Genomic DNA, 18,214 nt, shown 5'->3' with positions numbered 1-18,214 from the left:
CCTTATCTAAGAAGACTTTATGTTGGCGCCGCCAGCTGCGCGGCGTCGGCCAGAAATGATTAGTGTGCGGTCGAACCGTTGCGTAAATAGATCACCCAGTAGGTCAGTCCGACCAGCAGCCCGCCGCCGATGATGTTGCCGATGGTCACTGGGATCAGGTTGTCGACGATAAAGTTAACGGGCGTCAGCGCCTGAAACTGGTCGGCGCTGGCGCCGGCGGCTTGCCAGAATGCCGGTCCGGAGAAGTCGCGGATCACGATAGCCAGCGGAATGAGAAACATATTAGCGATGCAGTGCTCAAAGCCGCTGGCGACAAACATGGCGACCGGCAGGATCATGGCGATGGTTTTATCCATCAGGCTGTGGCCGGAATAGCTCATCCAGACCGCCAGACAGACCATCAGGTTCGCCAGGATGCCAAGGCAGACCGCTTCGAGAAAGCTGTGGTGCATTTTGTGATCGGCGGTTTGCAGCACGTTAAGGCCCCAGGCGCCGTTCGCGGTCATATGCATGCCGCCGAACCAGATCAGCGCGACGAAAAAGAGCGCGCCGGCCAGGTTGCCGAAATAGACGTTGATCCAGTTGCGCGTCAGCTGGCCCCAGGTGATGCGACCGCTGGCTTTCGCCACCACAATCAGCACCGTCGAGGTAAAGAGGTCAGCGCCGCAGACTACCACCAGAATCAAGCCAAGAGAGAAGCAGAGGCCGCCGATCAGCTTCGCGACGCCGTAAGGCATGCCTGCACTGCCGGTGGTCGCCGTGATATAGAAGACAAACGCGATGGAAATGAAAACGCCGGCGTTGATGGCGAGAAAAAAGGTGGTCAGGGGATGTTTTGTGGCTTTATAAACTCCAGCATCCTCCGCCACTTTGGCCATTGCAGCCGGTAATAACAGATTAAAAGGGTTGTCAGCTTTCACACTAACGCTCTCCAAAAGATGTCTGGAAAAATACTAACAAAGGAGTATAGGACAGGATTTGATCTGGATCATATTTGACCGGAAGGCAGCGGGTTGAGGCGAGAAGTCGACAGGCGGATTTTATTTAATTTGTTGATTTTAAATAAATAAATTTATTTTAAATTTTATAATATTATTTTAAATGGTATAAGGATGATGGCGCCGTTCTGTTAATTAAAATAATTAAACGCTATTTTATTGTTAAATAAAACCAGGGTGTTACCCATCAATATGTGTTAATAAAATATTCCCGACGGGTGTATAAAAAAGGGCGCCAGCTGCGCTGACGCCCTTTTAAATGACTCTGCCTGCGGATAACACAGCGGGAGTTACGCTTTCCAGTAACGGCGCTTCGCCGCCTGCAGTTTTTCATAGGCCTGCAGCAGCGCCTGATGCGCCGGGAAGGCGTTCAGGTTTTCATCCACGGCCTGCAGACCGTAGAACGGCGCTTCGCCGCTGATCGCCGCCGAGGCCGCTTCCAGCGTCTCCGCGCCATACATGCGGGTGAAAGCGTGGTGATACTGCAGCGGATCGCGCTCGTCTTCCATCGCCAGCAGCAGCAGCGTCTGCAGGCAGCGGTAGTAGTTGGCGCGCTCCGGCGAGAAGATCGAACCGTTGAACTCCATCGTCCACTCGGTCCAGATCAGCGCCTGGTCGAGATCGCCGCCCGCCAGCGCCAGCATCGCTTTCAGCTCGCCGATGCGCAGCGTGTACCAGCCGTTATCTTTGCCGCTCGCCAGACCCAGCAGTTCGCGCACGCGGGTGAAGTCGTCGTGGCCTTCTTCATCCAGCTGCACAATGAGATCCAGATACTCTTCCGGATTCCAGTTGGTGGCAGGCAGCGCCAGCAGCGTCTCGCGCAGGCCAGCGCCCATGTTGTTGTTCGCCAGCAGCAGATCTTCCGCAGGATAGATATCGGACATGCCCGGCACGATAATGCGGCAGGCGTAGACGCCCAGATGATCGTAGTCGGCGATGTAGACCTCTTGATCCTCTTTGCGGAAGATTGCCATCAGGGTGGCGAATTCCTCTTGCGTGGTGCCGCTAAACGACCAGTCGACAAACGGATAGTCCGCTTTCTCTTTAAACAGATCCCAGGAGATAAGGCCGCTGGAGTCGATAAAGTGCGTCTCAAGGTTGGCGTGCTCGGCCACTTCTTCGTCATCAAACGTCGGCGGGGTAAAGACGTCGAGATCTTTCAGGCCACGGCCCTGCAGCAGCTCGGTCACGGTACGCTCAAGGGCGACGCCGAAGTCGGGATGCGCGCCGAAAGAGGCGAAGCAGGTGCCGTTCTGCGGGTTAAACAGCACCACGCAAATCACCGGATAGTTACCGCCCAGCGAGGCGTCGTAGGCGAAAATCGGGAAGCCTTCCGCCTCCAGGCGCGCGATCGCTTCCACTACGCCGGGATAGCGCTGCATCACGCTGTCGGGAATGGTCGGCAGGCTAATCGCTTCGGCGATGATGCGGTTTTTAATGTAGCGCTCAAACACCTCGGAGAGGCCCTGAACGCGTGCCTCGTTGGCGGTATTGCCCGCCGACATGCCGTTAGAGACATAGAGGTTGCCGATGATGTTCATCGGGATATAGACGGTTTGCTGGTCAGACTGACGGGTAAAGGGCAGGCCGCAAATGCCGCGCTCGGCGTTACCGGACTGCAGATCCACCAGCTCTGGCGCGGTCAGCGCGTTGTCCGGATCGTAAAAGGCGCGCAGACGCGCATCGAGAATGCCTTCCGGCAGCGAGCCGTCCGCCGGCAGCGGGAACCACTTTTCATTGGGGTAATGCACGAAATCGCCGTTAGCGATCGATTTACCCAGCCAGAAATCAGCGAAGAAGTAGTTGGTTGAGAGGCGCTCGAAATATTCGCCCAGCGCCGAGGCCAGCGCGGCTTTCTTGCTGGCGCCTTTGCCGTTGGTAAAGCAGAGCGGGCAGTCGCGATCGCGAATATGCACCGACCAGACGTGGGGAACCGGATTCAGCCAGGAGGCCTCTTCAATATTAAAGCCCAGGTCGGTGAGCTTTTGCTGGAAGCGCGCGATGGAATCTTCCAGGGCCGCGTCTTTGCCGGGAATAAAGGTTTGCGTCATGAAACCGCTCTCTCATAGATAGTGGGCGTAAAGCGCGCAATGATACGGACTTTGCCGTTCTGGCGCTATGAAGACGGCATAAATTTCTCCGCGCCATTATCGCTAAAAGGCGCGGGAAATAACGGCCATATCGCCATGCAAACGCGCCGCCTCACAAAATTTCGCTCTGCGTTGCATTTGTGACATAAGCTGCGGGGCGGCAGATTCAGAAAATGTGATCCCGTCCGGATTTATCATTGCAGGCGTCATAAGGCAGTGATAAAACCGGTAAGCAATGCATAACCGTTCTGGATAACCGTGGTGAGGGGAAATGACGCAGATTTATAATTTTAGTTCCGGTCCAGCGATGCTGCCGGTTGAAGTGCTCCGTCGTGCAGAACAAGAACTGACAAACTGGCACGGTCTGGGGACCTCCGTTATGGAGATCAGCCATCGCAGCAAAGAGTTTCTTAAGGTAGCGGAAGAGGCGGAGCAGGACTTACGCGATCTTCTGAAAATCCCGGCCAACTACAAAGTTTTATTCTGCCACGGCGGCGCGCGTGCGCAGTTTGCCGCCGTACCGGGCAATCTGCTGGGCGAGGCAACCACGGCGGATTACGTCGACGGCGGCTACTGGGCGCACAGCGCCATTAAAGAAGCGGAAAAGTACTGCACGCCGCGCACGCTGGATGTGAAAACCACCCGCGACGGCAAGCGCGCCATTCTGCCGATGAGCCAGTGGGATCTGAGCAGCGACGCCGCCTACGTGCACTACTGCCCGAATGAAACCATTGATGGCATCGCCATCGATGAGCAGCCTGACTTCGGCGATAAGATCGTCGTGGCGGATCTCTCCTCTACCATTCTGTCGCGTCCGCTCGACATCAGCCGCTACGGCGTGATTTACGCTGGCGCGCAGAAAAACATCGGCCCGGCAGGGTTGACGATTGTTATCGTACGCGACGATCTGCTGGGCAAAGCGCGTCAGTCAGTGCCCTCTATCCTCGACTATCAGGTGCTGGCAGAGAACGACTCGATGTTCAATACGCCGCCTACCTTTGCCTGGTATCTTTCTGGCCTGGTGTTCAAATGGTTGAAAGAGAAGGGCGGCGTAGGCGAAATTGACAAGATCAATCAGGCCAAAGCCGATCTGCTCTACGGCCTGATCGATCAGAACCCCTTCTACCGTAACGACGTCGCGGTAGAGAACCGCTCGCGCATGAATGTGCCTTTCCAGCTGGCGGACGCCGCGCTGGACGCGCTCTTCCTGGAAGAGTCGTTCAAGGCGGGCCTGCACGCGCTGAAAGGCCATCGCGTGGTAGGCGGCATGCGCGCATCGATCTACAATGCGATGCCGCTGGAAGGCGTGAAAGCGCTGACCGACTTTATGGCTGACTTCGCTCGTCGTCACGGTTAAGCCTTCGCAGTAGCGTCGGCGCTCGCGCCGACTTCAGACCCCGTCTCGCGGCGGGGTTTTGTCCTTTTTTGGAGATTTGGTTTCACATGCAGGACTCCCTGACCTTACAACCCATCGCACGCGTTGACGGCACCGTTAACCTGCCGGGTTCAAAAAGCGTTTCTAACCGTGCGCTGCTGCTGGCGGCGCTGGCGAAAGGCACCACGCGTCTGACAAACCTGCTGGACAGCGACGATGTTAAGCACATGCTGAACGCCCTGAAGGCGTTGGGCGTCGACTTCACCCTCTCCGCCGATCGCACGCAGTGCGAAGTGGTCGGTCAGGCCGGTGCGTTGCGTGCGTCCCAGCCGCTGGAGCTGTTCCTCGGCAATGCCGGAACGGCGATGCGCCCGCTGGCGGCGGCGCTCTGCCTGGGTGAGCAGGATATCGTGCTGACCGGCGAGCCGCGTATGAAAGAGCGTCCTATCGGGCATCTGGTCGACGCGCTCCGTCAGGGCGGCGCGCAGATTGACTATCTGGAAAACAGCGATTACCCGCCGCTGCGCCTGAAAGGCGGCTTTACCGGCGGCGAAGTGAGCGTTGACGGCAGCGTCTCCAGCCAGTTCCTCACCGCGCTGCTGATGACCGCGCCGCTGGCGCAGCGCGATACGACGATCGCCATTAAAGGCGAGCTGGTGTCGAAGCCCTATATCGACATCACGCTGCACCTGATGCGCTGTTTTGGCGTCGAGGTAGAGAACCAGCATTACCAGCGCTTCCTGATTAAAGGTCAGCAGCAGTATCAGTCGCCGGGCGACTATCTGGTCGAGGGCGACGCCTCTTCCGCCTCCTATTTCCTCGCTGCCGCCGCCATTAAAGGGGGAACCGTGCGCGTAACCGGCATTGGCCGCGACAGCGTGCAGGGCGATATCCGCTTTGCTGACGTGCTGGAAAAAATGGGCGCGCGCATCGAGTGGGGCAGCGACTATATTGCCTGTACCGCGGGCGAGCTGAACGCCATCGACATGGACATGAACCATATTCCCGACGCCGCGATGACCATCGCCACCACCGCGCTGTTTGCCAAAGGCACCACGCTGATGCGCAACATCTACAACTGGCGCGTTAAAGAGACGGACCGTCTGGCTGCGATGGCGACCGAGCTGCGCAAAGTCGGTGCGGAAGTGGAAGAGGGGCACGATTTTATCCGCATCACGCCGCCGGAAAAATTAACCCATGCCGAGATCGGCACCTATAACGATCACCGCATGGCGATGTGCTTCTCGCTGGTGGCCCTCTCCGATACGCCGGTCACCATCCTCGATCCTGGCTGTACCGCGAAAACCTTCCCTGATTATTTCCATCAGCTGGCGAAAATCAGCCACAACGCCTGATGGGCATCCTGCCGGAGAGGCGCGTTCTCCGGCATTCTCACTGCGTCTGGCCTTACCGGCCAAGAAATCGTCTGAATCTGCTGCAATTTTTAGCGATGTCTCCGCTAAAGGGTAACGCCGTTATCCTTGTCGGCGTATAATGCTACCCATTCTGAACAGCCTGAAGGCTGGACTATTACGCGCAGCAACAGGAGAGAATAATGACGGCAACGGCCCCGGTTATAACTGTCGATGGACCCAGCGGCGCAGGCAAAGGCACCCTGTGCAAAGCGATGGCGGAAGCGCTGCAGTGGCATCTGCTCGATTCCGGCGCCATCTATCGCGTTCTGGCGCTGGCTGCGCTGCATCATCAGGTGGATATCGAATCCGAAGAGGCGCTGGTGCCGCTGGCCGCGCATCTGGACGTGCGTTTCGTCTCACAGGAAGGCGAACTGCAGGTGATCCTGGAGGGCGAAGAGGTGACAGGCGAAATCCGCACGCAAGAGGTCAGCAACACCGCGTCACGCGTCGCCGCCTTTCCTCGCGTGCGTGAGGCGCTGCTGCGTCGTCAGCGCGCCTTCCGCGATGAGCCTGGCCTCATCGCCGACGGCCGCGATATGGGCACCGTGGTTTTCCCCGACGCGCCGGTAAAAATTTTCCTCGACGCCAGCCCGGAAGAGCGCGCCCAGCGCCGTATGCTACAGTTGCAGGAGAGCGGCTTTAGTGTTAACTTTGATCGCCTTTTAGCCGAGATAAAAGAACGTGATGACCGCGATCGTAACCGCGCCATTGCGCCTTTAGTCCCCGCCGCCGATGCGCTGGTTCTGGATTCTACGCAGTTATCCATCGAGCAAGTCATTGATCAGGCGCTGGAATATGCCCGCACTAAGCTGGGCATTTAATCTTTTCGGCCAAACAGAATTGCAGTAACCCTGTGCCAGGGAAAGCGCGCAGGGCATGTGAAACAACCCCATCCGACACTGACGTCAGGTGGACGTTAAATTGAAGAATCCTAAGATTATCAATATGACTGAATCTTTTGCTCAACTCTTTGAAGAGTCCCTGAAAGAAATCGAAACCCGCCCGGGTTCCATCGTTCGTGGCGTTGTTGTCTCTATCGACAAAGACGTCGTTCTGGTTGATGCGGGTCTGAAATCTGAATCTGCCATCCCGGCAGAGCAGTTCAAGAACGCAGCCGGCGAACTGGAAATCCAGGTTGGTGACGAAGTTGACGTTGCCCTGGATGCAGTGGAAGACGGCTTCGGTGAAACCCTGCTGTCCCGTGAGAAAGCTAAACGTCATGAAGCCTGGATCACGCTGGAAAAAGCTTACGAAGACGCTGAAACTGTTACCGGTGTTATCAACGGCAAAGTTAAAGGTGGCTTCACAGTTGAGCTGAACGGTATTCGTGCGTTCCTGCCAGGTTCACTGGTTGACGTGCGTCCGGTTCGCGACACGCTGCACCTGGAAGGCAAAGAGCTTGAATTCAAAGTAATCAAGCTTGATCAGAAACGTAACAACGTCGTGGTTTCACGCCGCGCGGTTATCGAATCTGAGAACAGCGCTGAGCGCGATCAGCTGCTGGAAAACCTGCAGGAAGGCATGGAAGTCAAAGGTATCGTTAAGAACCTCACTGACTACGGCGCATTCGTTGATCTGGGCGGCGTCGATGGCCTGCTGCACATCACCGACATGGCGTGGAAACGCGTTAAGCATCCGAGCGAAATCGTCAACGTGGGCGACGAAATCACTGTTAAAGTGCTGAAGTTCGACCGCGAGCGTACCCGTGTATCTCTGGGCCTGAAACAGCTGGGCGAAGATCCGTGGGTGGCTATCGCTAAACGCTATCCGGAAGGCACTCGCCTGACCGGTCGTGTGACCAACCTGACTGATTACGGCTGCTTCGTTGAAATCGAAGAAGGCGTTGAAGGTCTGGTGCACGTTTCTGAAATGGACTGGACCAACAAAAACATCCACCCGTCTAAAGTTGTTAACGTGGGCGACGTGGTTGAAGTTATGGTTCTGGACATCGACGAAGAGCGTCGTCGTATCTCCCTGGGCCTGAAGCAGTGCAAAGCCAACCCGTGGCAGCAGTTTGCTGAGACCCACAACAAGGGCGATCGCGTTGAAGGTAAAATCAAGTCAATCACTGACTTCGGTATCTTCATCGGCCTGGACGGCGGCATCGACGGTCTGGTTCACCTGTCTGACATCTCCTGGAACGCGACTGGCGAAGAAGCCGTTCGTGAGTACAAGAAAGGCGACGAAATCGCTGCCGTTGTACTGCAGGTTGACGCAGAGCGCGAGCGCATCTCTCTGGGCGTGAAACAGCTGGCTGAAGATCCGTTCAACAACTACATCACCCTGAACAAGAAAGGCGCCATCGTTACTGGTAAAGTAACGGCAGTTGACGCTAAAGGTGCTACAGTTGAACTGGCAGACGGCGTTGAAGGTTACCTGCGCGCTTCTGAAGCTTCACGTGACCGCGTTGAAGACGCAACTCTGGTTCTGAATGTTGGCGACGATGTTGAAGCTAAATTCACCGGCGTTGATCGTAAAAACCGCGTTGTTAGCCTGTCTGTTCGTGCGAAAGACGAAGCTGACGAAAAAGACGCTATCGCGACCGTGAACAACAAGCAGGAAGAAGGCAACTTCTCTAATGCTATGGCTGAAGCGTTCAAAGCAGCTAAAGGCGAGTAATCGACCTGAAGCAACCGGGCAGGGAAATCTGCCCGGTTACGGTAGCAGGCTGTCATACCTTTCCCACAAGGATTAACCGGAGGTTACATGACCAAGTCAGAACTGATTGAAAGACTTGCTGGCCAGCAGACTCATATTCCGGCGAAAGTCGTTGAGGATGCTGTAAAAGAGATGCTGGAGCACATGGCCACAACGCTGGCCCAGGGCGAACGCATTGAAATCCGGGGATTCGGCAGCTTTTCTTTGCATTACCGCGCACCGCGTACGGGTCGTAACCCGAAAACGGGCGATAAAGTGGAACTGGAAGGTAAATACGTTCCCCATTTTAAGCCGGGCAAAGAATTGCGAGACCGTGCAAACATTTACGGCTAAGCCGTAACCGAACGCAGAAACGACATCCCAGGATGTCGTTTTTTTTTGCCTGCGGTAACAGGCGAGCGCGCTCAAAAAAACGGTATTCTCTCTGCAATATCCCTTTTTCTCTGCGAAGCGACGCGCAGACCGGTCATCCTGCCCCTGATCCAGCCTTGATTCATCTGCATACTGAGCCGGTTGAACAGGGATGGATAAATCATGACGGTAACACTGTTTGCCAGCCTGGCGATCCTCGCGGCGCTGCCGCTGCTGTTGCTCCATCAGCTGCCGCCGCCGGCAGGCATCGCGGCTGTGGCCATGGCCGGCATGCTGCTGCTGTGGGCAAACACCGCCTGGCTGCGTGCGGCAGCCATCGCGCTGCTGCTGGTTGCCTGGATGCTGGGTGCCGCGCGCTCCAGCGTCGATGAGACCGAGGCCGCCAGCGCCACGCCCGCCGCCTATAGCGTGCGCATCGATGAAGTCCGACACGACCGCCAGCAGATCAAAGTGCAGCTCCTCAGACGAGAAGGGCGCTATCTGTTTCCGCCGCGTTTCGCCTGGCTGTCGCTGGGCGATCGCCAGGAGAGCTGGTGTCCGGGACAGCGCTGGTTGATGACCCTGACCCTACGGCCGGTTCATGCCCAACTCAATGAGGGCGAATTTGACGCTCAGCGCTTTGCGCTGGCGAACCATACATCATTGCGCGGCCGCATTCAGCGCTATCAGCCGGAATCGCTCGCCTGCAGCTGGCGCTGGCAGCGAATCATGCGCGATCTACCGGTTATTAATGCCCTTGAGCAGCGCGCGGTATTACAGGCACTGGCGTTTGGCGAACGCGCGGAGATGAGCGAGGCGCTGCGCCAGCTGCTGCGGGAAACCGGTACCGCGCATCTGATGGCGATTTCGGGCATGCATATCGCGCTCGCCGCCAGCAGCGGCTGGCTTATGGCGCGCGCCGTGCAGCTGGCTCTGCCGGCGCATCTGATCGGCTACCGCTTTCCGCTGCTGGTGAGCTGGCTGTTGGCGGCGCTCTATAGCTGGCTTTCCGGTAGCCACGCCCCGGCGCAGCGCGCGTTGATCGCCCTGACGCTGTGGGTCATCTTTCGCATGAAGGGTATTCAGCTCAGCGGCTGGCAGGTGTGGGCCTGCTGCGTCGGCGGCCTGCTGCTGTTCGATCCCTTAAACGTGCTGTCAGAGAGTTTCTGGCTCTCGGCGCTGGCGGTGGCCATGCTGCTGAGCTGGTATCACTGGTTTCCGCTACCGGCGCGCTGCTGCCGCGGCCTGCGCTGGCTGCCGCTTCAGCTGTTTCATCTGCAGCTCGGGATGCTGCTGCTGATGGCGCCGCTTCAGGTGATGCTGTTTGAAGGCCTCAGCCTCTCGGCGCTGGCGGCGAATATGCTGGCGATACCGGCTATCTCCTTTGTCAGCGTGCCGCTGATCCTGCTGGCGCTGCTGATGCCGGGCGGCGCGCTCTGCAGCGCCTTATGGTGGCTGGCGGATCGCTCCGTGGCCTGGCTGATGGCGGCGCTGCAGGCCTTGCCGGCGGGATGGTGGGCCTTTTATGACGCCGGCACGCTGGCGCTGCTGCTGTGGGGCGGTCTGATCGTCTGGCGATGCGGCTGGTGTTACGCGACGCCGGTTAACTGTCTGCTGCTGGCGCTGGCGCTAATTGTCTGGCGCTGGCCGCGCGAGGCGCCGGGCTGGCATATCGATATGCTGGATGTCGGCCAGGGGCTGAGCGTGGTTATCCGTCAGGGCAGAGAGGCGCTGCTCTACGACACCGGGCCGCGCTGGGAAAGCGGCGACGCTGGCACGCGCCACGTTATTCCATGGCTGTTACGCAAGCGTCTGCGCCTTGACGCCGTGGTGCTGAGCCATCGTCATCTGGATCACAGCGGCGGCCTGCGCGCTATCAGGCAACGCTGGCCGGATGTTCCGGTGCGCAGCGCCACGCGAGATCCCACTCATCTGCCCTGCGTGCGCGGCACGCGCTGGCGCTGGGGGCGGCTCAACGTCGAGGCGCTCTGGCCGCTTAAACGCTCCGACGTCAGCAACAACAACGACTCCTGCGTGCTGAGCGTGGATGACGGCACCACGCGCCTGCTGCTAATGGGCGATCTGGAGGCGTCGGCGGAGCGGCAGCTGGTGGCGCTGGAAAAGGCGCGGCTAAAGGCGGATATCATTCAGGTTCCGCATCACGGCAGCCGCACCTCATCGACGCCGCTGCTGCTGCGCAGCGTGGCGGGTAACATCGCCATCGCCTCCGCGTCGCGCTATAACGCCTGGCGCATGCCGGTGCCGGGCGTGGTGAAAAACTACCGCCGCGCGGGCTACAGCTGGCGCGATACCGCGCAATCGGGTCAGATAAGCGTCGCTATTCACAACAATAAAATCAGGATATCGGGCCTGAGAGAGCAAATTTTGCCCCGTTGGTACCATCAGTGGTTTGGCGTCAAACGGGAATCCAGGTAGAATGAGCGGCTATTTCAAACAGCGTGAATAAATAATGCATCAAGATAAAGATCTCTCAACGTGGCAGACATTTCGTCGACTCTGGCCGATGATCGCGCCGCATAAAGCGGGTTTATTCGTGGCCGCTGTGGCCCTGATACTGAACGCCGCCGGCGACACACTTATGCTCTCCCTGTTGAAGCCTTTACTGGATGATGGGTTTGGTAAAGCGGATAAATCGGTGCTGATCTGGATGCCGCTGGCCGTTGTCGGCCTGATGCTGATCCGCGGCGTCACCAGCTATATTTCCAGCTACTGCATCTCCTGGGTTTCCGGCAATGTGGTGATGAACATGCGTCGTCGCCTCTTCAGCCATATGATGGGTATGCCGGTTTCCTTCTTCGACCAGCAGTCGACCGGCACGCTGCTGTCGCGCATTACCTATGACTCTGAGCAGGTCGCCTCCTCGTCATCCAGCGCGCTGGTTACCGTGGTTCGCGAAGGCGCGTCGATTATCGGCCTGTTTATTATGATGTTCTATTACAGCTGGCAGCTGTCGCTGATCCTGATTGTGCTGGCGCCCATCGTTTCGCTGGCGATTCGCTCGGTGTCCAAGCGCTTTCGCAGCATCAGCAAAACCATGCAGAACACCATGGGGCAGGTCACCACCAGCGCCGAGCAGATGCTGAAAGGCCATAAAGAAGTGCTGATCTTCGGCGGCCAGGAAGTGGAATCGGAACGCTTCGGCCGCGTCAGCAACCGCATGCGCCAGCAGGGCATGAAGCTGGTGTCAGCTTCCTCTATCTCCGATCCGATTATCCAGCTTATCGCCTCGCTGGCGCTGGCGTTCGTGCTTTATGCCGCCAGCTTCCCTAGCGTGATGGAGACGCTGACCGCAGGCACCATCACCGTGGTCTTCTCCTCGATGATCGCACTGATGCGCCCGCTGAAGTCCCTGACTAACGTCAACGCGCAGTTTCAGCGCGGCATGGCGGCGTGCCAGACGCTGTTCTCGATTCTCGACAGTGAGCAGGAAGTCGACACCGGCACGCGCGAAATCAAACGCGCCAAAGGAGACGTCGAGTTCCGCAACGTCACCTTTACCTATCCAGGCCGCGATACGCCGGCGCTGCGCGACATCAACCTGGCGCTGCCGGCGGGGAAAACCGTGGCGCTGGTCGGGCGTTCCGGCTCAGGCAAGTCGACGCTGGCTAGCCTGCTGACGCGTTTTTACGACATTCAGCAGGGTGAAATTCTGCTGGACGGCCATGACCTGCGCGAATACACGCTGCGTTCGCTGCGTAATCAGGTGGCGCTGGTTTCGCAGAACGTGCATCTGTTCAACGACACCATCGCCAACAATATCGCCTACGCGCGCAGCGAGCAGTACAGCCGTGAAGAGATTGAGCGCGCCGCCACCATGGCGCACGCGATGGATTTCATCAACAAGATGGATCACGGACTGGATACGGTGATTGGCGAAAACGGCGTGCTGCTCTCCGGCGGCCAGCGTCAGCGTATCGCCATCGCGCGCGCGCTGCTGCGTGACTGCCCGATCCTTATCCTCGACGAAGCGACCTCTGCGCTCGACACCGAATCGGAACGCGCGATCCAGTCTGCGCTGGACGAGCTGCAGAAAAACCGCACCTCGCTGGTGATCGCCCACCGCCTGTCGACTATCGAAAAAGCAGACGAAATCGTGGTGGTGGAAGATGGCCGTATCGTCGAGCGCGGCACCCATGCCGTTCTGCTTGAGCAGCGGGGCGCCTATGCTCAGCTGCATAAGATGCAGTTTGGGCAATGATTGAGCGCATCTGGAGTGGACGCTCGCCGCTGTGGCTGCTGTTATGGCCGCTCAGCCTGATCTATGGCGCCGTCTCCTCCCTGATTCGCCTTAGCTACCAGCGCGGCTGGCGTAAAAGCTGGCGCGCGCCGGTGCCGATCGTGGTGGTCGGCAATCTTACCGCGGGTGGCAATGGCAAAACGCCGGTGGCGATCTGGCTGGTGCAGGCGCTGCAGCGCCGCGGGCTAAAGGTGGGCGTGGTGTCGCGCGGCTACGGCGGCAAAGCGGAGCGCTATCCACTGCTGGTTAATGGCGACACGTCGACGGAGCTGGCGGGCGACGAGCCGGTGCTGATCGCCCAGCGCAGCGGCGCGCCGGTCGCGGTGGCGCCGAAACGCCGCGCGGCCGTCGAGGCGCTGCTCGCCAGCCAGCCGCTGGATCTTATCGTTACTGACGACGGGCTGCAGCACTACGCGCTGCAGCGCGATCGCGAGATTGTAGTCGTCGACGGCGTGCGCCGCTTCGGCAACGGCTGGTGGTTGCCCGCCGGGCCGATGCGCGAACGCGCGTCGCGGTTGCAGCAGGTCGACGCGGTGATCGTCAACGGCGGCCAGGCGCAGCCGGGTGAAATCGCGATGACGCTGCGGCCAGGCCAGGCGGTGAATCTGCAGAGCCAGAGGCGCGCGCCGCTCGCCGACCTGAACAACGTGGTGGCGATGGCCGGTATCGGCCATCCGCCGCGCTTTTTCGCCACCCTTAAGCAGCATGGCGTTACGCCGGTTAGCGAAATCGCTTTCGCCGATCACCACGCCTACAGCCAGCCGGAACTCGCTCAATTGCTGACCGACGGGCAGATTCTGCTAATGACCGAAAAAGACGCGGTGAAGTGTCGAGGCTTCGCCCAGCCCAACTGGTGGTATCTGCCGGTCGAGGCTGAGCTGAGTGACGACGCGACGACGCCGCTGCTGGATGATATCGAACGTCTGGCGCGGCACAACGCTAACGGGGCCGCCAGCTAACTTACGCCGAACGCAGGAAGGGAATGAACACAACGCTTTCGCTTTCGCTTCAACAGGCACGACATCTTCATCTGGCCGCGCAGGGCCTGCTGCGCGCGCCGTCAAAACGCGCCCGCTATCCCGATCTGCTCGCCGCCATCCGCCGCATGTCGCTGCTGCAAATCGACACCATCCACGTTGTCGCGCGCAGTCCCTATCTGGTGCTGTTCAGCCGCCTCGGCAGCTATCCGCCTGTCTGGCTGGAACAGGCGCTGGCGCAGGGCGAACTGTTTGAGTACTGGGCGCACGAAGCCTGCTTTATTCCACGCGAAGACTACCGGCTGCTGCGCCACCGCATGCTTGAGCCAGAGCGCCTGGGCTGGAAATATAACGCCCAGTGGGTGCGCGACCATCAGCAGGAGATCGCCGACCTGCTGCAGCATATCGCCGAGCAGGGGCCGGTGCGCGCCGCCGACTTCGCCAGCGGCGCCGATCACAAATCCGGCTGGTGGGCGTGGAAGCCGCACAAACGTCATCTGGAAAATCTGTTCAGCGCGGGCGAGCTGATGGTCAGCGAGCGGCGTAATTTTCAGCGGGTCTACGATCTGCGTTCGCGCCTGCTGCCCGAGTGGCAGGATGCGCTGCACGCCCTCAGCGAAGCGGACGCGCAGCGGGAGATGCTGCGCAACAGCGCGCGCAGCCTCGGCATTTTTCGCGCCGCCTGGCTGCCGGATTACTACCGTCTCAGGCGCGTGGCGCTGAAGCCACACCTGGAGGAGGCGCAGCGAACGGGCGAGATTGTGCCCGTCACGGTAGCGGATCTGGGGGAGATGTGGCTGCATCGCGATCTGCTGCCGCTGCTCGACGCGCCGCTTAACGCCACGCACAGCGCCATCCTGTCGCCGTTCGATCCGGTGGTGTGGGATCGGCGCCGCGCGCTGGAGCTGTTCCAGTTCGACTACCGGCTCGAGTGCTATACCCCAGAGGCGAAGCGCCAACATGGCTATTTCGTGCTGCCGGTGCTGCATCGCGGCGTCATCAAGGCGCGGCTGGATGCGCGCATGCAGCGGCAGGCGCGACGGCTGGTGGTGAAAAACCTCTGGCTGGAGGCGGACGTGCGCGTGACCGCCGCCTTCGTCAGGGATATTCGCCAGGCGATTAGCCGCTTTGCGGCGTGGCAGAATGCGGAGAGCGTGCTGTTCGAACAGATGCCCGCCGCGCTGCGGGCGCACTGGCCCTCTGAGTGGGCGCTCAATTCCTGAGCTTTGCGGCTTGCGCCGCAGATTCGCGGCCGCTTTACGCGCACGCTGAGACCCTGCGCTATGGTATCCTTAGCGCCTTATGCAATCGGTCCGTGATGGAGGACATATGGATCACCGTTTACTCGAAATCGTTGCCTGCCCGGTATGCAACGGCAAGCTCTACTACAACAACGCGCAGCAGGAGCTGATCTGTAAACCTGACGCGCTGGCGTTCCCGGTGCGCGACGGTATTCCGGTGCTGCTGGAAAACGAAGCGCGCACGCTCTCTGTTGAAGAGATCCATCCATGAGTTTCACGGCCATCGTTCCTGCGCGCTACGCGTCGACGCGTCTGCCTGGCAAACCGCTGGTTGATATCGCCGGAAAGCCGATGATTGTTCATGTGATGGAGCGCGCGCGCGCCTCTGGCGCCAGCCGCGTGATTGTCGCGACCGATCATCCCGACGTGAAAGCGGCGGTGGAGGCAGCAGGCGGCGAAGTCTGCATGACCCGCGCCGATCATCAGTCAGGCACCGAGCGGCTGGCTGAGGTGATTGAAACCTGCGGCTTCGCCGACGACGAGATTATCGTCAACGTGCAGGGTGACGAGCCGCTGATCCCGCCGGAGATCGTGCGGCAGGTGGCGGCGAATCTGGCTGGCGCGCAGGCGGGCATGGCGACGCTGGCGGTGCCGATCCATGACGCGGAAGAGGCGTTCAACCCCAACGCGGTGAAAGTGGTGATGGACGCGCAGGGCTATGCGCTCTATTTCTCTCGCGCCACCATTCCCTGGGATCGCGAGCGCTTCGCCGCCTCCCGCGAGGAGATTGGCGACACGCTGCTGCGCCATATCGGCATTTACGCCTATCGCGCCGGTTTTATTCGTCGCTACGTCTCCTGGGCGCCGTGCCCGCTGGAGCGCATTGAACTGCTGGAGCAGCTGCGCGTGCTCTGGTACGGCGAAAAGATCCACGTCGCCGTGGCGGAAACCGTGCCGGGCGTCGGCGTCGATACCCCGGAAGATCTGGCGCGCGTGCGCGCCGCGCTGCAGGGCTAAAACGTCGGGGGAGATCGCCCCCGGCGCTTTTTATTGATCTGTTTCCGTATCTTTGCCCGCTGAGGCCTCCAGGATGGTGTGATATTTTCCTTGAGGAGGATGCATGGAAAGTCTCAAATCTGAACTGTCGCTGGTGCTGGGCGAGACGGTCAGCCGGCTCGAAACCATCAGCGACCAGCCGCCGACGCGGCTTTATGCGCTCTACGATCGCCAGGACAAACCGATGCCGCTGGTGGCGAAATATTTTCGTCATCAGGGACGCGCCGCGCTGGAAGCGAAAAAGCTGGCGCTGCTCGGGCACGAAGGGCTGATCGCCGTGCCGGCGGTCTACGGCCTGGTGCTGAGCCAGCAGCCGCCGGTGCATGAAATGCTGCTGATGGCGCGCCTCAACGGCGTCTCCGCCGAGGCGCCGACCCGCGATGGCGCCCGCTGGCAGCAGCTGTGCGAAGAGGTGGTAGAGGGATTACTCGCCTGGCACCGCATCAGCAGCCACGGCCTGGTCGGCACCGTCGACAGCACGCAGCAAAACACCTGGCCCGCCTGGTTTCATCAGCGCGTGGAGGTGCTATGGGCCACGCTCAGCTATCTGCAGCCGCCCGCCTTTACCCTCGCCGATCGTCAGGTGCTGTTTCGCAGCCGCGAACAGCTGGAGCATCTCATGCGCGACGTCGACGATCCCTGCGTGATGCTACACGGCAATCTCCGCCTCACCAGCATCGTTAAAAACGCGCGCAGCGATCAGCTGCTGGCGATGACCCAGCCTGGGTCGATATTATGGGCGCCGCGCGAATATGAGCTGATCCACCTTGGCGAAAGCCCGGCGGAAAGGGCGCTGATGCAGCACTATCTGCGCCGCGCGCCGGTTGCCGAAGGCTTCCTCTGGCGGCGCTGGCTCTACCAGCTGTGGGACTGCATCGACGGGCTGGTACAGTATGGCGAATTTGACCGCGCGCGCTTCGATCACGCCCACGCCCAGCTACTGCCCTGGCTCGGCTGAGGGCGCGTCGCCGCCTTTCAGCCACTGCCACACGCTTCCCAGCGCCTCATAGGCGACGCGATCGCTGTGGCTAAGCCAGAGCGGCGAGGGAATGGTGCGCTCCCACCCGTTGAGCGGCGAGGTTACCGCCAGCTGGTTGGCGGGCGCGGCGAACGGCGTTAATCCTGCGGCATGGAAAAAATTGAGCGCGCGCGCCATATGGTTGGCGGAGGTTACCAGCAGAAAAGGACGCTGGCCGACCAGGCCGCGCACCGCGCGCGCTTCCTCTTCGGTATCCTTTGGCCGATCCAGCAGCTGGATATGATCCTGCGGCACCCCCAGGCTCAGCGCCACCGAGGCCGCCACCTGCGCGTTGCTGACCGGATTACGTCCGGCGGCGGCGCCGGTAAAAATCATCGTCGCCTGCGGCTGACGTCGCCACTGGCGCACGCCTTCGGCGACGCGCGGCAGGCTGTTGCCGATCAGATTCGAACTCGGCGCCCAGTCGGGATTAAAGGTGTAGCCGCCGCCCAGCACCACGATAAAGTCAACCGGCTGCTCGCCGTTCCAGGTGGCGTAACGCGACTCCAGCGGCAGCAGCAGGCGATCGGCCACCGGCTGCAGGCTTAACAGCAGCAGCAGCGCCCAGCTCAGCGTCACTAAAATTTTGCCACTTTTTTGCCAGCGGCTGAACCAAAGCAGCAAAATGCCCGCCGCCATTACCAGCAGCAGCAGCGGTAAAGGCATCAACAGGCCGCCCGCCACTTTTTTCAGCGCAAAAAACATCAAAAAAACTCCTTGTTGTCCGAAAAAACAGCAGCCGGAAAGGAAGAAGGGGATGAAAGGTTCATTCTTGTT

The 18,214-nt window shown here is 59.8% G+C and carries 15 protein-coding genes; 12 read left to right on the top strand and 3 right to left on the bottom strand.

All coding sequences use genetic code 11. The features are described from left to right. Positions 1-59 precede the first annotated feature (59 nt). Complete coding sequence (gene focA, locus B2J69_RS02165) at positions 60-920, bottom strand: formate transporter FocA (RefSeq protein WP_081135880.1); 861 nt, start codon at positions 918-920, stop codon at positions 60-62. Between the two features lie 368 nt (positions 921-1,288). After that, on the bottom strand, positions 1,289-3,049 hold the full coding sequence (gene ycaO / locus B2J69_RS02160) for a 30S ribosomal protein S12 methylthiotransferase accessory factor YcaO (protein ID WP_081135878.1): 1,761 nt from the start codon (positions 3,047-3,049) through the stop codon (positions 1,289-1,291). A gap of 310 nt (positions 3,050-3,359) precedes the next feature. On the opposite strand from ycaO, the gene serC reads away from it, so the two are divergent. From serC to B2J69_RS02100, 12 genes are all read left to right on the top strand, one after another. Continuing rightward, a complete protein-coding gene (serC, locus tag B2J69_RS02155) occupies positions 3,360-4,445 on the top strand; it encodes a 3-phosphoserine/phosphohydroxythreonine transaminase (RefSeq protein WP_081135875.1) in 1,086 nt (361 codons plus the stop codon). 86 nt (positions 4,446-4,531) lie between these two features. Continuing rightward, positions 4,532-5,818, top strand: a complete 1,287-nt coding sequence (aroA, locus tag B2J69_RS02150; protein ID WP_081135872.1) for a 3-phosphoshikimate 1-carboxyvinyltransferase — start codon at positions 4,532-4,534, stop codon at positions 5,816-5,818. Positions 5,819-6,018: 200 nt separating this feature from the next. Further along, positions 6,019-6,699, top strand: coding sequence for a (d)CMP kinase (gene cmk / locus B2J69_RS02145; RefSeq protein ID WP_081135869.1), 681 nt, complete (start codon positions 6,019-6,021; stop codon positions 6,697-6,699). Between the two features lie 124 nt (positions 6,700-6,823). After that, complete coding sequence (gene rpsA / locus B2J69_RS02140; RefSeq protein WP_081136357.1) at positions 6,824-8,497, top strand: 30S ribosomal protein S1; 1,674 nt, start codon at positions 6,824-6,826, stop codon at positions 8,495-8,497. A gap of 87 nt (positions 8,498-8,584) precedes the next feature. Further along, positions 8,585-8,869, top strand: coding sequence for an integration host factor subunit beta (gene ihfB / locus B2J69_RS02135; protein WP_033751281.1), 285 nt, complete (start codon positions 8,585-8,587; stop codon positions 8,867-8,869). 201 nt (positions 8,870-9,070) lie between these two features. Continuing rightward, entirely contained in the window at positions 9,071-11,323 is a 2,253-nt protein-coding gene (locus B2J69_RS02130; protein ID WP_236722681.1) for a DNA internalization-related competence protein ComEC/Rec2, read from the top strand. Between the two features lie 34 nt (positions 11,324-11,357). After that, entirely contained in the window at positions 11,358-13,106 is a 1,749-nt protein-coding gene (gene msbA / locus B2J69_RS02125; protein ID WP_081135863.1) for a lipid A ABC transporter ATP-binding protein/permease MsbA, read from the top strand. Next, positions 13,103-14,104 (top strand): tetraacyldisaccharide 4'-kinase, encoded by a 1,002-nt coding sequence (gene lpxK / locus B2J69_RS02120; protein ID WP_081135859.1) that lies wholly within the window; start codon positions 13,103-13,105, stop codon positions 14,102-14,104. The genes msbA and lpxK overlap by 4 nt, the downstream gene beginning before the upstream one ends. A gap of 23 nt (positions 14,105-14,127) precedes the next feature. Continuing rightward, positions 14,128-15,345 carry a winged helix-turn-helix domain-containing protein gene (locus tag B2J69_RS02115; RefSeq protein ID WP_081135855.1) on the top strand — a complete coding sequence of 406 codons (1,218 nt, stop codon included), beginning with the start codon at positions 14,128-14,130 and terminating at the stop codon, positions 15,343-15,345. Positions 15,346-15,451: 106 nt separating this feature from the next. Then, a complete protein-coding gene (locus B2J69_RS02110; RefSeq protein ID WP_081135850.1) occupies positions 15,452-15,634 on the top strand; it encodes a Trm112 family protein in 183 nt (60 codons plus the stop codon). Next, the gene (gene kdsB / locus B2J69_RS02105; protein ID WP_081135846.1) at positions 15,631-16,380 is read left to right on the top strand and encodes a 3-deoxy-manno-octulosonate cytidylyltransferase; all 750 of its coding nucleotides are present in this window, start codon (positions 15,631-15,633) and stop codon (positions 16,378-16,380) included. The genes B2J69_RS02110 and kdsB overlap by 4 nt, the downstream gene beginning before the upstream one ends. A 103-nt stretch (positions 16,381-16,483) precedes the next feature. Continuing rightward, positions 16,484-17,377 (top strand): protein kinase family protein, encoded by an 894-nt coding sequence (locus B2J69_RS02100; protein WP_081135841.1) that lies wholly within the window; start codon positions 16,484-16,486, stop codon positions 17,375-17,377. Here B2J69_RS02100 and elyC read toward each other — a convergent pair. After that, on the bottom strand, positions 17,357-18,142 hold the full coding sequence (elyC, locus tag B2J69_RS02095) for an envelope biogenesis factor ElyC (protein WP_081135836.1): 786 nt from the start codon (positions 18,140-18,142) through the stop codon (positions 17,357-17,359). The two genes, B2J69_RS02100 and elyC, sit on opposite strands and share 21 nt — an antisense overlap. Positions 18,143-18,214: the final 72 nt, after the last annotated feature.

The organism is Pantoea latae (genome assembly GCF_002077695.1).
Lineage (GTDB): Bacteria > Pseudomonadota > Gammaproteobacteria > Enterobacterales > Enterobacteriaceae > Pantoea > Pantoea latae.
This window is presented reverse-complemented; position numbering and strand designations above follow the sequence as displayed.

Excerpts from the sequence above, each read along its gene's own strand:
- ycaO (WP_081135878.1), bottom strand. The coding sequence starts at position 3,049 with ATGACGCAAACCTTTATTCCCGGCAAAGACGCGGCCCTGGAAGATTCC.
- serC (WP_081135875.1), top strand. The coding sequence starts at position 3,360 with ATGACGCAGATTTATAATTTTAGTTCCGGTCCAGCGATGCTGCCGGTT.
- aroA (WP_081135872.1), top strand. The coding sequence starts at position 4,532 with ATGCAGGACTCCCTGACCTTACAACCCATCGCACGCGTTGACGGCACC.
- cmk (WP_081135869.1), top strand. The coding sequence starts at position 6,019 with ATGACGGCAACGGCCCCGGTTATAACTGTCGATGGACCCAGCGGCGCA.
- rpsA (WP_081136357.1), top strand. The coding sequence starts at position 6,824 with ATGACTGAATCTTTTGCTCAACTCTTTGAAGAGTCCCTGAAAGAAATC.
- ihfB (WP_033751281.1), top strand. The coding sequence starts at position 8,585 with ATGACCAAGTCAGAACTGATTGAAAGACTTGCTGGCCAGCAGACTCAT.
- B2J69_RS02130 (WP_236722681.1), top strand. The coding sequence starts at position 9,071 with ATGACGGTAACACTGTTTGCCAGCCTGGCGATCCTCGCGGCGCTGCCG.
- msbA (WP_081135863.1), top strand. The coding sequence starts at position 11,358 with ATGCATCAAGATAAAGATCTCTCAACGTGGCAGACATTTCGTCGACTC.
- lpxK (WP_081135859.1), top strand. The coding sequence starts at position 13,103 with ATGATTGAGCGCATCTGGAGTGGACGCTCGCCGCTGTGGCTGCTGTTA.
- B2J69_RS02115 (WP_081135855.1), top strand. The coding sequence starts at position 14,128 with ATGAACACAACGCTTTCGCTTTCGCTTCAACAGGCACGACATCTTCAT.
- B2J69_RS02110 (WP_081135850.1), top strand. The coding sequence starts at position 15,452 with ATGGATCACCGTTTACTCGAAATCGTTGCCTGCCCGGTATGCAACGGC.
- kdsB (WP_081135846.1), top strand. The coding sequence starts at position 15,631 with ATGAGTTTCACGGCCATCGTTCCTGCGCGCTACGCGTCGACGCGTCTG.
- B2J69_RS02100 (WP_081135841.1), top strand. The coding sequence starts at position 16,484 with ATGGAAAGTCTCAAATCTGAACTGTCGCTGGTGCTGGGCGAGACGGTC.
- elyC (WP_081135836.1), bottom strand. The coding sequence starts at position 18,142 with ATGTTTTTTGCGCTGAAAAAAGTGGCGGGCGGCCTGTTGATGCCTTTA.